Below are 13,040 nucleotides of genomic sequence, written 5' to 3' on the forward strand. Positions count from 1 at the left end.
TCTTGCTATCGGCTGTAGTCTGTAGGCATGGCGACGGGCTTGGAGGAGATCGCAGCCGCGAGCGACCGCATGACGCGTGACGCTCGCGCCATGTTGACCGCTGCCGTCCGCGACGCACACCGCGAGGGAATGTCCCAGCGCGAGATCGCCCGGCGTATCGGACGCAGCCAGCCTGAGGTGTCGCGCCTCATCCGCTTTGACGGGTCCGGACCTCTTGCCCGCAGGTTGCGCGCCCACCGCCAAGCGGTGATCCACCTCATCGAGGATGCCGGGGGACGCAATGTGCGTGTCTTCGGCTCCGTCGCCACGGGCCGCGAGCACGCCGGCTCGGACATCGATCTCTTGGCGGACCTCAGCCTCGCTGACCTCAGCCTGCTCGACCTCGAGCGCCTCCAGTCACGACTCACCGAAGAAGTGGGCGCGACAGTGGAACTCACGCCCGACTCGGGGCTGAGGCCCTACCTACGCGAACGCGTCCTGAAGGAAGCCGTTCCGCTGTGAGCCCCACCGGACGCACACCCGCCGAGAACGTTGAAGAAGCCCGCTACCACTTGCAGTTCGTCGTGACCTACCTCGACGAACCCGCTACGCAAGTTGCGACGGACGCCTCCTGCGAACCACCGCAGAACGGGATGTCCCAACCCTTCTGACTCGCCTCACAGCCGAGCTCACCTGACGATCGGACCGCGCGTCAGCGTGCGTCGGGCATCCCTCGCCCCCCACTCGCGCGAGATGTCGCAATTGGGGACAGACCAGGCACAAAGATCCCCACTCGCGCGATTCGTCGCGCAAGTGGGGATCTTTGGCGGTCGGATCACTCCGCCCAGGTCACCTTAACCGGGAACTTCTTCACACCATTGACGAAGTTGGAGCGCACGCGCTTCACGTCGCCGACGAGCTCGATCTTGTCGATGCGCGGCAGCAGCTCCTCGAGCAGCAGGCGAATCTCGAGGCGGGCGAGGTTGTTGCCGAGGCACAGGTGCGGCGAGCCCTTGCCGAACGTCATGTGGTCGACGTTCTTGCGCGTCACGTCGATCTTGTTCGGGTTCTCGAAGACGTCCTCGTCACGGTTGCCCGAGCCGAACCACATGACGACCTTGTCGCCTTCCTTGATCTGCTTGCCACCGAGCTCGACGTCCTTTGTCGCCGTGCGGCGGAAGTGGTAAACCGGCGTCGCCCAGCGCAGCAACTCCTCGAGGCCGGACTCGATGAGCGACGGGTCCTCCTTGAGCAGCTTGAACTGGTCGGGCTGCGCGATGAGGCCCAGCATGATCTGGCTGATCGCGTGGCGCGTCGTCTCGTTGCCGGCGATGACGAGCAGCGAGAAGTAGTTGTTGAAGTCCTGGTCCGAGAGCGGCACGCCGTCCTCGGGCATCTTGTTGGCGAGGATCGAGACGAGGTCCTTGCCCTCGCCGCCGACGCGCTTGTCACGCAGGTCGCGCCCGTAGTCCCAGACGTCCTGCACGGTGGGCGAACGGAACGGCAGGTGGCGGTACTTCTCCGACTCGGGCGAGTCGAGCAGGTGCTGCGTGTAGTCCGGGTCGGTGTTGGCCACCATCTCGTTGCCCCACGCGATGAGCTGCGGCGTGTGGTCGCGCGGCACGTCGAGCAGGCGCGCGAGCACCTGGATCGGGAAGTCGGCCGAGATCTTCTCGACGAAGTCGAACTCGCCGTCGGGCGACGTCTTCTTCGCCTCGTCGATCGTGTTCTTCGTCAGCTCGCGCAGGAACGCCTCGTAGTTCTTGAGGAGGTTGCGCGGCGAGAACTCACGCTGGATGAGCTTGCGCAGCGCCGTGTGACGCGCGCCGTCCGTCTCCAGCATGGAACGGCGGAAGTCCATGAGGTCGTCGTCGACGTCCTCGAGGTTGACGAACTTCTCCGACGTGAACGTCTCGGAGTCCTTGTCGACGGCCCAGATGTCGTCGTACTTCGTGACGGCCCAGAAGCCCTTGCCGTCGGACTCCTCGTTCCAGTGCACCGGGTCACCGGCGCGCAGGGCGGCGAACTGGGCCCAACCCTCGTTGTCGCGGAACCTGTCGAGGTTCGCGAGGTCGACGTCTTCGAGCGTGTACTGGCTGCTGGGTGCGGCACCCACGTCAGTGGTCATGTCGGTCTCCTTCGATCGCTGAAGTCTGGATCACAGGTGGTAGGTGTACTCACGGAACTCCCAGTCCGTGATGAAGGCGTTGAAACGCTCGATCTCGTTGCGCTTGTACGCGAGGAAGGTCGTGACGAAGCCCTCGCCGAGCACCTCGCGCATCTCCGAGTCGGCCTCGAGGGCGTCGAGCGCCTCGCACAGGGACGAGGGCAGCTTGGGCGAACGCTCCGGGTCGTAGCCGTAGCCCTCGAGCGCGGGGCCCGGGTCGATCTCGTTCTTGATGCCGAGGTAGGCCGCGGCCAGCGTCGCCGCCGTGAGCAGGTAGGGGTTGGCCGACGCGTCGCCGAGGCGCAGCTCCAGGCGCGACGCCGAGCCACGCTCCGGAGGGATGCGCACCATCGCGCTGCGGTTGTCGAGACCCCAGTCGATGAGCCACGGGGCGAGCGTGTCCGGCCCGAAGCGCTTGTAGGAGTTGATCGTCGGGTTCGCGAGCGCCGCGAGCGCCGGGGCGTGCTTGAGGATGCCGCCGATCGCGTGGTGAGCGACGGCGGAGAGGCCGTTGTGGCTGTTCGGGTCGTCGAAGAGGTGGTTGCCCGCGGCGTCCTGCGTCGAGAAGTGCAGGTGGAAGCCCGAGCCGCCCTCATCGTTGAACGGCTTGGCCATGAACGTCGCGAGCTTGCCCCCGGCGCGCGCCATCTCCTTGACGGCGGCCTTGAAGCGGAACGCGCGGTCGGAGGCGTCGAGTGCGTCGGAGTGCCAGAGGTTGATCTCGAACTGGCCGGAGCTGAACTCGTGGTTCGCGGCGATGACGTCGAGGTCGTAGGCGCCGAGCTGACGCAGCGAGGCGAGCAGAACGTTCTCGGGGTCGCCGCGCAGGCCGGAGACGTAGACGTTGCCGGGGCTCTCGCCGTAGCGCGCCCAGCCGGAGTCGTTCGTGTCCGACTCCTCGAGGAGGTAGAACTCGAGCTCCGGGCCGCAGATCGGGGTGCCCGCGATGGAGCTGAACTTCTCGATGACCTGCTTGAGGACGTAGCGCGGGCTCTCGGCGGACGGCGAACCGTCCGGGTTGAACACGTCGGCGATGACGTGGGCGACGCCCGGCTCCCACGGCACGGTCTTGATCGTCGCGATGTCGGGGTAGGCCACGATGTCGGGCAAACCCGCGGCGAGGCCGCCCTCGATGTCGACGACGTCACCCATGGGCGTCGTGCCGTAGACGCTGCGGCAGAACGCGACGCCGTGGCCGGTGGTGCGCTCGAAGCGGTTGACCAGCAGATCCTTGCTGCGGTCGGTGCCGATGATGTCGGAGTAGCCGAGGCGGACGACGTCGATGCCCTCCGCCGCACACTTGCTCATGGCTTCCGCCATTAGCCTCGAGTCGATCTTCGTCATGCCATCGCCTTTCACGCCTTTGTGAGCGAACGCCTCCCCCGACGGTTGCCGTGCCGGGAGTGAGTCAAAAGGTCGTTCGGATCCGAACAGTAGCCGTGTGACTCAGACCACACAACCCCTCTTGATCGGGTAGCCTAGCCGGTGTCGTACGGACACGAACGATTTCTCGGCAACAAACTTGCGGCACGGGCCGCAGACGGTGAAAGGGTGCACGCACATGAGCGACCAGAAGGGCTTCTTCTACCCCCGCACCGCCGGCGGAACCTCGGGCATCATCCCGAGCCCGCCGTGGTACTACTCGGGCGACCTGCTGACGGTCGAGTACCGCACCAACCCGGAGCGTGTGCGCGAACTCCTGCCCGCCCCACTGGAACTCGCTGACGAGGACCCGGGCGCCGTTGCGCTCATCTGGGCCGAGTGGCAGAGCTGCTCCAGCTCCCGCGAGGAGCTGCTCGACCCGGTGCGCGCCCAGTACAAGGAGGCGTTCGTCGTCGTCCGCTGCTCGTACAAGGGCAAGACGTTCAGCCGCTGCGTCTACATCTGGGTCGACAAGGACTTCGCGATCGGCCGCGGCCTGCACCAGGGCTACCCGAAGAAGCTCGGCTCGATGTGGCAGACGCGCCCCCACCCCTTCGCGCAGGGTGCGCCGCAGATCGCCGAGGGCGGCATGTTCGGTGCGACGCTCGCCGCCGGCGACCGTCGTCTCGCCGAGGCCGTGCTGACGCTGCGTGAGCCGAGCGAGACGAACGGCTTCGTCAACGGCCACCCGATGGCCCACCACCGCATCTACCCCGACATCGCCCGCGGGGCGACGGGCGACGCCTACAGCGAGCTCATATCGTCCGGCGCGGCCGAGTTCGAGGGCGGGCAGGCGTGGCGTGGTGACATCGATCTGCGCCTGTTCGAATCGCCCACGGAGGAACTCGCCGCCCTGGAGGTCGACGAGATCATCGGCGGCTACTACCGGCAGATCGGCGTCGTCTGGAACGGCGGCGAGACGCTCGAACGTCTCGTGTGAGCCAGGCGGCCGCGAAGGGCGGCAGCCTGCGTCGCAGATGAGTTCGTGGACACATGGCACGCAGCGTCACGCCGCCGACCCACCCCACCCCGGACGGGTGTAGTGTGAGGTGGATCACTACGAGGGGGGAAGGGATGCGGCACAAATCCCGTCCACAGGGTTGCGCCTGCGGGTGCGGCCCCGGCTGCGTCCACGCTCGGCTCGCCGACGCGATCCCCCTCGTCAGTTCGCTGTTGAGCTCGACGGCACGCGACGAGGGTCTTGTCATCGCCATCGCGGACCGCGAGGCACGCCTGCACTACGTCGACGGAGACTCCCGCGCCCGCAGCCGCGCCGAGAGCATCGGCTTCACCGCGGGGGCGAACTGGTCGGAGGCGCAGGTCGGCACGAACGCGCCGGGCCGAGCTGTGGCCCGCGGCGAGGCGGTCTCGATCCATCGCGAGGAGCACACGCGCCCGGACGTCCACCCGTTCAGCTGCTCCGCGGCGCCGCTCGTCGACCCCGTCACCGGCGAGGTGCTCGGCGCTCTCGACGTGACGGGAGGTGACGCTGCGGCAGACCGGCGCACCCTCGCACTCGTGCAGGCCACCGCGGCCGCGGTGGCTCGTGAACTTCGCCTCGCCGGGGTGCCGGTCGGCCCTCCACCGCACACGAGCGCGCGGCTGCGTCTCGTCCATCACGGCCGCCCCTGCATCGAAACGGGTACGGCCACCCACGCACTCACCGACCGCCACGCCGAACTCCTCGCGACACTCGCGCTCAAACCCCAAGGCCTCAGCGCCGACGAGATCGGGGCCCTCGTCTACCCGGACGGCACGCCGCCCGCCACCATCCGCGGCGAGTTGCTGCGGCTTCGTCGACGGCTCGACACGATTCCCGGCGCGCCGAACCTCGAAAGCCGCCCCTACCGCCTCACGGGGCCACTGCTCATCGATGCCGTCCAGGTCACGGAGCATCTGCGTCGCGGCGAGCACGATGAAGCCCTCGAGCTGTATCGCGGAGCCTCGCTGACGCACAGCGAGGCGGAGCCCGTCGTCGACCTGCTGCGTTCGACGTCCGGGTCGCTGCGCGAAGCGATGCTCAGTGACGCCACTCCCGAGACCCTTCTGCGCTATCTCGACCTGCCCGAAGCCACCGATGACGTCGAGTCGTGGCACATGGCACTCACCGTCCTGCCACCGCGTGCGCCACAGCGGGCCATCGTTCTCACGCATCTCGAACAGCTCGACACTCGTCTGCGCCAGGCGAACTGACGCCCGCACAGCGCGTTGCACGGGCAGTGCAACGTTGATGCAACGCAGCCCTTCGTAACGTGACGCACATCACGCAACCCCGCGTCACATTCCGCGGGCTCAGGGAAAGGAAGCTGCGATGACGGTCTACGCCAACCCGGGAACCGAGGGCTCCAAGGTCGAGTTCAAGAAGCGCTACGAGCACTTCATCGGCGGCGAATGGGTCGCGCCGAAGAAGGGGCAGTACTTCGAGAACCCCACCCCGGTCACCGGCAAGACGTTCTGCGAGGTGGGCCGCGGCACCGCCGAGGACATCGAGGCCGCCCTCGACGCGGCATGGGCGGCGGCACCGACGTGGAACAAGACCTCGCCCGCGGAGCGGGCACTCATCCTCAACCGGATCGCCGACCGGATGGAGGAGAACCTCGAGAAGATCGCCGTCGCGGAGACGTGGGACAACGGCAAGCCGGTGCGCGAGACGCTCAACGCCGACATCCCCCTCGCGATCGACCACTTCCGCTACTTCGCCGGTGCCATCCGCGCGCAGGAAGGCAGCCTCTCGCAGATCGACGAGGACACCGTCGCTTACCACTTCCACGAGCCGCTCGGCGTCGTCGGGCAGATCATCCCGTGGAACTTCCCCATCCTCATGGCTGTGTGGAAGCTCGCGCCGGCGCTGGCGGCCGGCAACTGCGTCGTCCTCAAGCCCGCCGAGCAGACGCCCGCGTCGATTATGGTGCTCATCGAACTGATCGAGGACCTCCTCCCCGCAGGAGTCGTCAACGTCGTCAACGGGTTCGGCGTCGAGGCCGGCGCGCCGCTCGCATCGAACAAGCGCATCCGCAAGATCGCGTTCACGGGTGAGACGACGACCGGCCGCCTCATCATGCAGTACGCCTCGGAGAACCTCATCCCGGTGACGCTCGAGCTCGGCGGCAAGAGCCCCAACATCTTCTTCGAGGACATCGCGCAGGCCGACGACGCGTTCTACGACAAGGCGCAGGAGGGCTTCACCCTCTTCGCTCTCAACCAGGGCGAGGTGTGCACCTGCCCGTCACGCGCGCTCGTCCAGGAGTCGATCTACGACCAGTTCATGGCCGACGTCGTCGAGCGCACGAAGAAGATCAAGGCCGGTAACCCGCTCGACGACTCGACGATGATCGGTGCGCAGGCCTCCAACGACCAGTTGCAGAAGATCCTTTCCTACCTCGACATCGGCCAGAAGGAAGGCGCGAAGGTGCTCACCGGTGGTCGGCAGGCCGAGTTGGACGGCGATCTGGGAGGCGGCTTCTACGTCGAGCCGACCATCTTCGAGGGCACGAACAACATGCGGATCTTCCAGGAGGAGATCTTCGGGCCGGTCGTGTCCGTGGCGAAGTTCGGCACGTACGACGAGGCACTGAAGATCGCGAACGACACCCTTTACGGCCTCGGCGCCGGCGTGTGGTCCCGCAACGGCAACACCGCCTACCGCGCGGGCCGCGACATCCAGGCCGGCCGCGTGTGGGTGAACAACTACCACAACTACCCGGCGCACGCGGCGTTCGGCGGCTACAAGAGCTCGGGCATCGGGCGGGAGAACCACCTCATGATGCTCGACCACTACCAGCAGACGAAGAACCTCCTCGTCTCCTACTCGGAGAACAAGCTCGGCTTCTTCTGAGCCGACCCGCATCACCGATCAGATCGCAACCACACGAAGGGAAGAGTCATGAGCACCATGCAAGCTGCAGTCGTGGACGTCTTCGGCGAAGACCTGAACGTCAAGGATGTGGAACTGCCGGAACCCGGGCCGGGTCAAGCGCTCGTCAAGCTGATCGCATCGGGTGTGTGCCACACCGACCTGCACGCCAAGGACGGTGACTGGCCGGTCAAGCCCGAACCGCCGTTCATCCCCGGCCACGAGGGAGTCGGCGTCGTCGAGAAACTCGGCGAGGGCGTCACCGAACTCGCCGTCGGCGACATGGTGGGCAACGCCTGGCTCGCCTCCGCGTGCGGCACGTGCGAGCACTGCCGCAACGGCTGGGAGACGTTGTGCGAGGCGCAGACCAACGGCGGGTACAGCGTCAACGGCTCGTTCGGGCAGTACATGCTCGTCGACGCCACGTTCGCCGCTCGCATCCCCGAGGGCGCGGACCCCCACGAGATCGCTCCCGTGCTGTGCGCCGGCGTCACCGTGTACAAGGGTCTGAAGGTGACGGAGGTGCGCCCCGGGCAGTGGGTCGTCATCTCCGGCATCGGCGGGCTGGGGCACATCGCCGTCCAGTACGCCAAGGCCATGGGCATGCGGATCGTCGCCGTGGACGTCGCCGACGACAAGCTGGAGCTCGCGAAGAAGCACGGCGCGGAGGTCACGGTGAACGCCGCGGTCGAGGACCCGACGCAGGCCGTCCTCGACGCCACAGGCGGTGGCGCCCACGGCGTCCTCGTCACGGCGGTGCACCCCAAGGCGTTCGGCCAGGCCATCGGCATGGCGCGTCGCGGGGGAACCATCGTGTTCAACGGTCTTCCCCCGGGTGATTTCCCGGCGCCGATCTTCGACGTCGTCCTCAAGGGCCTGACGATCCGCGGATCGATCGTCGGCACCCGGCAGGACATGGTCGAGGCTCTCGACTTCTACGCCCGAGGCCTCATCCACCCGACGTTCAGCAAGCGGAACCTCGACGACATCAACGCGGTGTTCGACGAGATGCACCACGGCAAGATCGACGGGCGCGTCGTCATCGACTACACGACGGAGCGCGAGGACAAGTGATGAACCTCGAGTCACGAGCCGGTGTGGCCGGAGAGACCGTCAGCCGGGTCGCCCTGACGCCGGACGCCGTCGCTCTGCTGCACCAGCTCGTGGCCGAGCACGGTCGTCTCATGTTCCACCAGTCCGGCGGGTGCTGTGACGGGTCGACCCCGATGTGTTACCCGGCAGGGCAGTTCCGCACGGGTCAGGCCGACGTCCTGCTCGGCACGTTCACCCTTCCGGACGTGGCGGGTGACGATGCGGAACTGGAGTTCTGGATGAGCCGCGAACAGTTCGAGACGTGGAAGCACACTCACCTCACCGTTGACGTCGTCGACGGACGCGGTGGCGGCTTCTCCGTGGAGAGCCCGACCGGAAAGCGCTTCCTCATCCGTTCGGACGTGCTCGGAGGCTGACGGCTCGATCGTCGAGCGCGGGGGCCGTGGTTCGCCACGGCCTCCGCGTTCGGCGTTGTCGGTGTGAGCGTCGGGCGAGGCCGTGCCAGGAGGAGATCGTCGTGGCGTGACGGCTAATCTGTCCGCATGCCAAGCCATCACACGCTCGTCGAGACCGAGACCGCCGTGACCGGTCGCTTGGCGAACGTCGACATCAACGCTGACGCGATGCACGCCGTCTCGAGCATCCACCGCGCCGCGAACGCGTCGCGCAATCACATGACGAACACCGTTCTGCGTCCGCACGACCTGTCGTGGACCGGCTTCGTCGTCCTGTGGAGCGTGTGGATCTTCGACGCCCCGGAAACGCGTGAGGTCGCCGACAGCGCCGGCATCTCGAAGGCGACGCTGAGCGGGGTCGTCAAGACGCTCAGTGCGCGGGGTTGGCTGACGCGCAGCCAGTCGAGCACGGACAAGCGCTTCGCCCACCTGAGCCTCACCCCGGCCGGCGTGGCCCTCATGGAGGAGCTCTTCCCGCGCTTCAACGCCCTCGAGGAAGAACTCATCTCCGGTCTCACGCTCGAGGAAGTCGACGTCCTGACGAAGGCGCTGCGCAAGGTCGTCACGACGGCCGAGTCCATGAGCGCCAACGGCCCGAGGCCCGAGTCAGGCGTGACTCATGGTTGATTCCGCGCTGGTCCGCCGCCGCCTCGTGGCCCAAGGGTTGGCGACCCGGCCCTTCAGCAGTCCCCACGACGCCGTGGCTGCGTTCGGTGCCATGCAGGGGCAGGACCTGCCGGGCGTCATGGCGTCCATTGCGTTGCGGTTGAGCGAGCCGGGTGGGCGTTTCGGGCTCGACGACGTCGTGGCCGCCTTCGACGACGGCTCCGTCGTCCGCGGATATCCGATGCGTGGCACTGTCTTCGCCGTGGCCGCCGAGGACGTCCGATGGATGACTGAGCTCTGCGCGGGACCGGCCGTCAAAGACCAGGTGAGGCGCCGCGCCCAGTTGGAGCTGGACGACGAGCAGATCGCGCGGGCGCAGGAGATTCTCCTGACGCAGTGCACCGCCTCGCCGCGCGGGCTGTCGCGCGGCGACCTCTTCGCCCACTGGGAGGCGGCGGGCCTCGCCCCCGCCGGCGGCCGCGGCTACCACATGCTGTCGTACCTCATCGCGACCGGCGTTGCCGTGTACGGGCCGTGGAACGGTTCGGACAACAACGTCGTGTCAGCTCAGGCTTGGCTGCCCGCCGGGTCGTCGCTCGGGGAACGCTTCAACGGTGACGAAACCGCCGCCATCGCCGAACTTCTGCGCCGATACCTCACGAGCCACGGCCCCGCCACGCTGCGCGACTTCGCCTGGTGGACCAAGCTGCCCATCACGAAGATTCGCCGCGCTTTCGCCACGATCGCAGACGAGTTCGTCGGCGACGACTCCGATGAGGGCCGTTACTGGCGTCAGACACTCGACGACGAGGTGGACGCCGCGGGGGACGCCGCCGACGGGCTGTTCCTCCTGCCCGGCTTCGACGAGATCGTGCTCGGCTACCCCGACCGGCTGGCCCTGCTCGAAGAGGCACACCATCCGCGACTCGTGCCCGGCAACAACGGCGTCTTCCAGCGCGGCATCATGCACGCGGGCACCATCGTCGGCACCTGGCGTCGCGGCGGGCGTCCCGGCCGACGAGCGCTTGACGTCGTCGGCTTCGACACCTTGCCCGCCGACGTGGCCCACGACGCTGAACGTCTGCACGCCCAGTTCCCCTACCTCGGGGCGTGACGCTGACCGGGCGGGCCGGGACAAGCGCACAGCTTGCCTCGATGCCGTCCCCAGGTACTGCGCAAACCGGGGGCAGATGGGTAACGTCAGTCGGGTGAAACCCGTTCCGGCCGACGCCATGGTCTCGCGGCGCATGCGCGGGCAGCGCCGCCGTGACACGTCACCAGAGATGAGCCTCCGCCGTGCCCTCCACGCCCGGGGACATCGGTACCGAGTCGATGCACCACTGCCAGGTATGCCGGGCCGACGAACCGATCTACTCGCACAACGACCTCGCCGCCACCCTCATCGACGCAGCCGACGTCGTCGCTGAGCTGCGCTCCCAGGGACACCACGTGCTGCTGCACTGCGTCCACGCTCACCACCGCACGCCGTCGGTCGCTCTCGCCTACGCCGTGAAGTACCGCTGGCTGACGACGGACGCCGCAGCCGAACAGATCCGCCGGGCGCTCGGCGTCACCTCGATCGACGGACTGCTGTGGCGGACCGCGCAGGAGGTGGCGCGGGCCATCGAAGCGCCCCGCGTCACGACTCCCGCGACGGCGTGACCCGCGGTGGGGACGGGAGGCATTCCCGTCCCCACCGGATGCACTCTCATCGCTGGGCAGACTTCCCTGCGATTGGGCAGTCACCGCCTCGACCCAAGGGCAGCAAACTCTGCCCAACGGCGTGAGGTGACGATGCCGCCGTGCTCCCGGTCGGTGCCGACTCGTAGGCTGCGAGAACAACGCACGCACCGGCCGGAGGTCACCATGCCCGCACGCACCGTCACGACCTGGACGCTCGAGATGACGACGCGCCCCGAACTGGCCGCGACGCTGCCCGACGGCGTGCGCATCGACCTCGCCGAGAACATCACCCCGGAGTTTGCACGCTACCTCTACGCCGTCGTCGGCGGACCGTGGACGTGGACCGACCGCCTCGCCTGGTCACGCGAGCAGTGGCTCGAGGACCTCGGCGTTCCCGGCACGGAGACGTGGGTGGCCTACGCCGACGGCGCACCCGCTGGGTATGTGCAGATCCAGCCGACGAAGGACGATCAGCACCCGGCCTCGGTGGAGATTCGCTACTTCGGCCTCGTCGAGGAAGCGATCGGACGCGGTATCGGCCGGGCGCTGCTCGAGCACGGCATCGCCTCGGCGTGGAGCCTCGGCGAGCGTCACACCGACCTGCCCGCGACGTCGCGCGTCTGGGTTCACACGTGCGACCTCGACGGCCCCGCAGCGCTTCCCAACTACGAGAAGCGCGGGTTCACGCTCACCGACGAGAGCGTCGACGAGATGGACTACCCCGACGAGCCGCTCGGCGCGTGGCGCTCGTCGGGCGGACCGGCCTGACGACACCCCGTCGCCGTCGCTGGGCAGAGTTTCCTGCGGCTGGGTAGAGGCACACACTGCCCAACCGCAGGGGAGTCTGCCCAAGCGCTGAGAGTGCGCCGAGCAGGAACCGCCTAAGCGCGCTGACGCGCCCGCTCGACGAGGTCGGCGAAGAGCTTCGCCTGCTGCGGGTCGGTGTCGAAGGTGTCCTCCGGGTGCCACTGCACCGCGACAACGCTCGCGCCGCCCGCAATGGTGGCCGCACCGCTCGCACCCTCACCCGCAGCGCCGCCGTCCAGCTCCACCGCTTCGGTGACGCCGTCCGACGACCGCGCCACGACGCGCCATCCGGGCGCCACGTCCTTGAGGCACTGGTGGTGGTAGCAGCTGGCGCGCACCTGCGGCACGCCGAGTACTCCCGCCAGGCGCGAGTCGGCGTCCACCTCGACGCCCTCGACCCGGTGACGGTGCGCCTCGACGGAGAGCTCGTCGTCCATGTCGAAGTGCAGCGTGCCGCCGAGGGCCACGTTGAGCAGTTGCATGCCGCGGCAGATCGCGAGCGCCGGCACACCGCGCTCGATGACGACGCGTGCCAGGGCGAAGTCGAACGCGTCCTGCTCAACGTCGACGTCGTAGTGCGTCTCATGCAGGGCATCGCCGGTCCAGACCGGCGACACGTCACCGCCACCGGGCAGCAGAATGCCGTCGGCAAAGGCCACACGCTCGGCGACCTCGTCGACGAAATCCTGTGTCAACGCACTGAATCCACGCGATGGGTCGATGCGCCGGTCGGCCGGTATGTCGTGGCCGACGGGCGCCACGGGGTGGATGACGACCGGCTCGCCACCTGCCGCCCACACGGCGTCGAGCAGCTTGCGCGCCGTCACGTCGGCGCCGAACCGCAGCGCCGATGCCGACGCCGAGAACCGCGCCGGGATGGCGATGGTGGGCCGACCCATGGCCCCTCCTTCGTTGACGATCACATCGTGCCCCGGCTCGAGGTACCGAACCGGCTCCATGACGATTCGGCACCTCAATCAGGGCGGTTCAGGTGCGATGGCGCCACGACGCCCCG

The 13,040-nt window shown here is 68.0% G+C and carries 13 protein-coding genes; 10 read left to right on the top strand and 3 right to left on the bottom strand.

Annotated elements, in window-relative coordinates; genetic code table 11:
* Positions 1 to 27: 27 nt before the first annotated feature.
* Positions 28 to 501: a nucleotidyltransferase domain-containing protein gene (locus tag H7F30_RS02145; protein ID WP_187036409.1), complete on the top strand. Its 474-nt coding sequence runs from the start codon at positions 28 to 30 to the stop codon at positions 499 to 501.
* A gap of 313 nt (positions 502 to 814) precedes the next feature.
* On the opposite strand, the gene H7F30_RS02150 is transcribed toward H7F30_RS02145, so the two are convergent.
* Positions 815 to 2,107: a cytochrome P450 gene (locus tag H7F30_RS02150; protein WP_187036411.1), complete on the bottom strand. Its 1,293-nt coding sequence runs from the start codon at positions 2,105 to 2,107 to the stop codon at positions 815 to 817.
* 30 nt (positions 2,108 to 2,137) lie between these two features.
* A complete protein-coding gene (locus tag H7F30_RS02155; RefSeq protein ID WP_187036413.1) occupies positions 2,138 to 3,490 on the bottom strand; it encodes a glutamine synthetase family protein in 1,353 nt (450 codons plus the stop codon).
* Between the two features lie 217 nt (positions 3,491 to 3,707).
* On the opposite strand from H7F30_RS02155, the gene H7F30_RS02160 reads away from it, so the two are divergent.
* The 9 genes from H7F30_RS02160 (at position 3,708) to H7F30_RS02200 (ending at position 11,986) form a co-directional block, all read left to right on the top strand.
* A complete protein-coding gene (locus H7F30_RS02160; RefSeq protein WP_187036415.1) occupies positions 3,708 to 4,508 on the top strand; it encodes an acetoacetate decarboxylase family protein in 801 nt (266 codons plus the stop codon).
* Positions 4,509 to 4,642: 134 nt separating this feature from the next.
* A complete protein-coding gene (locus tag H7F30_RS02165) occupies positions 4,643 to 5,761 on the top strand; it encodes a GAF domain-containing protein (RefSeq protein ID WP_187036417.1) in 1,119 nt (372 codons plus the stop codon).
* A gap of 118 nt (positions 5,762 to 5,879) precedes the next feature.
* Positions 5,880 to 7,403, top strand: a complete 1,524-nt coding sequence (gene adh / locus H7F30_RS02170) for an aldehyde dehydrogenase (RefSeq protein WP_047310742.1) — start codon at positions 5,880 to 5,882, stop codon at positions 7,401 to 7,403.
* Positions 7,404 to 7,451: 48 nt separating this feature from the next.
* The gene (adhP, locus tag H7F30_RS02175) at positions 7,452 to 8,495 is read left to right on the top strand and encodes an alcohol dehydrogenase AdhP (RefSeq protein WP_187036419.1); all 1,044 of its coding nucleotides are present in this window, start codon (positions 7,452 to 7,454) and stop codon (positions 8,493 to 8,495) included.
* A complete protein-coding gene (locus tag H7F30_RS02180) occupies positions 8,495 to 8,890 on the top strand; it encodes a DUF779 domain-containing protein (RefSeq protein WP_118913798.1) in 396 nt (131 codons plus the stop codon). Before adhP ends, H7F30_RS02180 begins: the two co-directional genes overlap by 1 nt.
* Positions 8,891 to 9,016: 126 nt before the next feature.
* Positions 9,017 to 9,556 carry a MarR family winged helix-turn-helix transcriptional regulator gene (locus H7F30_RS02185; RefSeq protein WP_187036421.1) on the top strand — a complete coding sequence of 180 codons (540 nt, stop codon included), beginning with the start codon at positions 9,017 to 9,019 and terminating at the stop codon, positions 9,554 to 9,556.
* Positions 9,549 to 10,649: a winged helix DNA-binding domain-containing protein gene (locus H7F30_RS02190; RefSeq protein ID WP_187036423.1), complete on the top strand. Its 1,101-nt coding sequence runs from the start codon at positions 9,549 to 9,551 to the stop codon at positions 10,647 to 10,649. Before H7F30_RS02185 ends, H7F30_RS02190 begins: the two co-directional genes overlap by 8 nt.
* Before the next feature lie 182 nt (positions 10,650 to 10,831).
* Positions 10,832 to 11,197, top strand: coding sequence for a hypothetical protein (locus H7F30_RS15035; RefSeq protein ID WP_370562839.1), 366 nt, complete (start codon positions 10,832 to 10,834; stop codon positions 11,195 to 11,197).
* Positions 11,198 to 11,401: 204 nt separating this feature from the next.
* The gene (locus H7F30_RS02200) at positions 11,402 to 11,986 is read left to right on the top strand and encodes a GNAT family N-acetyltransferase (RefSeq protein WP_187036427.1); all 585 of its coding nucleotides are present in this window, start codon (positions 11,402 to 11,404) and stop codon (positions 11,984 to 11,986) included.
* 113 nt (positions 11,987 to 12,099) lie between these two features.
* On the opposite strand, the gene H7F30_RS02205 is transcribed toward H7F30_RS02200, so the two are convergent.
* A complete protein-coding gene (locus H7F30_RS02205) occupies positions 12,100 to 12,924 on the bottom strand; it encodes a gamma-glutamyl-gamma-aminobutyrate hydrolase family protein (RefSeq protein WP_187036429.1) in 825 nt (274 codons plus the stop codon).
* Positions 12,925 to 13,040: the final 116 nt, after the last annotated feature.

The organism is Dermacoccus sp. PAMC28757 (assembly GCF_014302635.1).
GTDB lineage: Bacteria > Actinomycetota > Actinomycetes > Actinomycetales > Dermatophilaceae > Dermacoccus > Dermacoccus abyssi.

Excerpts from the sequence above, each read along its gene's own strand:
- H7F30_RS02145 (WP_187036409.1), top strand. The coding sequence starts at position 28 with ATGGCGACGGGCTTGGAGGAGATCGCAGCCGCGAGCGACCGCATGACG.
- H7F30_RS02150 (WP_187036411.1), bottom strand. The coding sequence starts at position 2,107 with ATGACCACTGACGTGGGTGCCGCACCCAGCAGCCAGTACACGCTCGAA.
- H7F30_RS02155 (WP_187036413.1), bottom strand. The coding sequence starts at position 3,490 with ATGACGAAGATCGACTCGAGGCTAATGGCGGAAGCCATGAGCAAGTGT.
- H7F30_RS02160 (WP_187036415.1), top strand. The coding sequence starts at position 3,708 with ATGAGCGACCAGAAGGGCTTCTTCTACCCCCGCACCGCCGGCGGAACC.
- H7F30_RS02165 (WP_187036417.1), top strand. The coding sequence starts at position 4,643 with ATGCGGCACAAATCCCGTCCACAGGGTTGCGCCTGCGGGTGCGGCCCC.
- adh (WP_047310742.1), top strand. The coding sequence starts at position 5,880 with ATGACGGTCTACGCCAACCCGGGAACCGAGGGCTCCAAGGTCGAGTTC.
- adhP (WP_187036419.1), top strand. The coding sequence starts at position 7,452 with ATGAGCACCATGCAAGCTGCAGTCGTGGACGTCTTCGGCGAAGACCTG.
- H7F30_RS02180 (WP_118913798.1), top strand. The coding sequence starts at position 8,495 with ATGAACCTCGAGTCACGAGCCGGTGTGGCCGGAGAGACCGTCAGCCGG.
- H7F30_RS02185 (WP_187036421.1), top strand. The coding sequence starts at position 9,017 with ATGCCAAGCCATCACACGCTCGTCGAGACCGAGACCGCCGTGACCGGT.
- H7F30_RS02190 (WP_187036423.1), top strand. The coding sequence starts at position 9,549 with ATGGTTGATTCCGCGCTGGTCCGCCGCCGCCTCGTGGCCCAAGGGTTG.
- H7F30_RS02200 (WP_187036427.1), top strand. The coding sequence starts at position 11,402 with ATGCCCGCACGCACCGTCACGACCTGGACGCTCGAGATGACGACGCGC.
- H7F30_RS02205 (WP_187036429.1), bottom strand. The coding sequence starts at position 12,924 with ATGGGTCGGCCCACCATCGCCATCCCGGCGCGGTTCTCGGCGTCGGCA.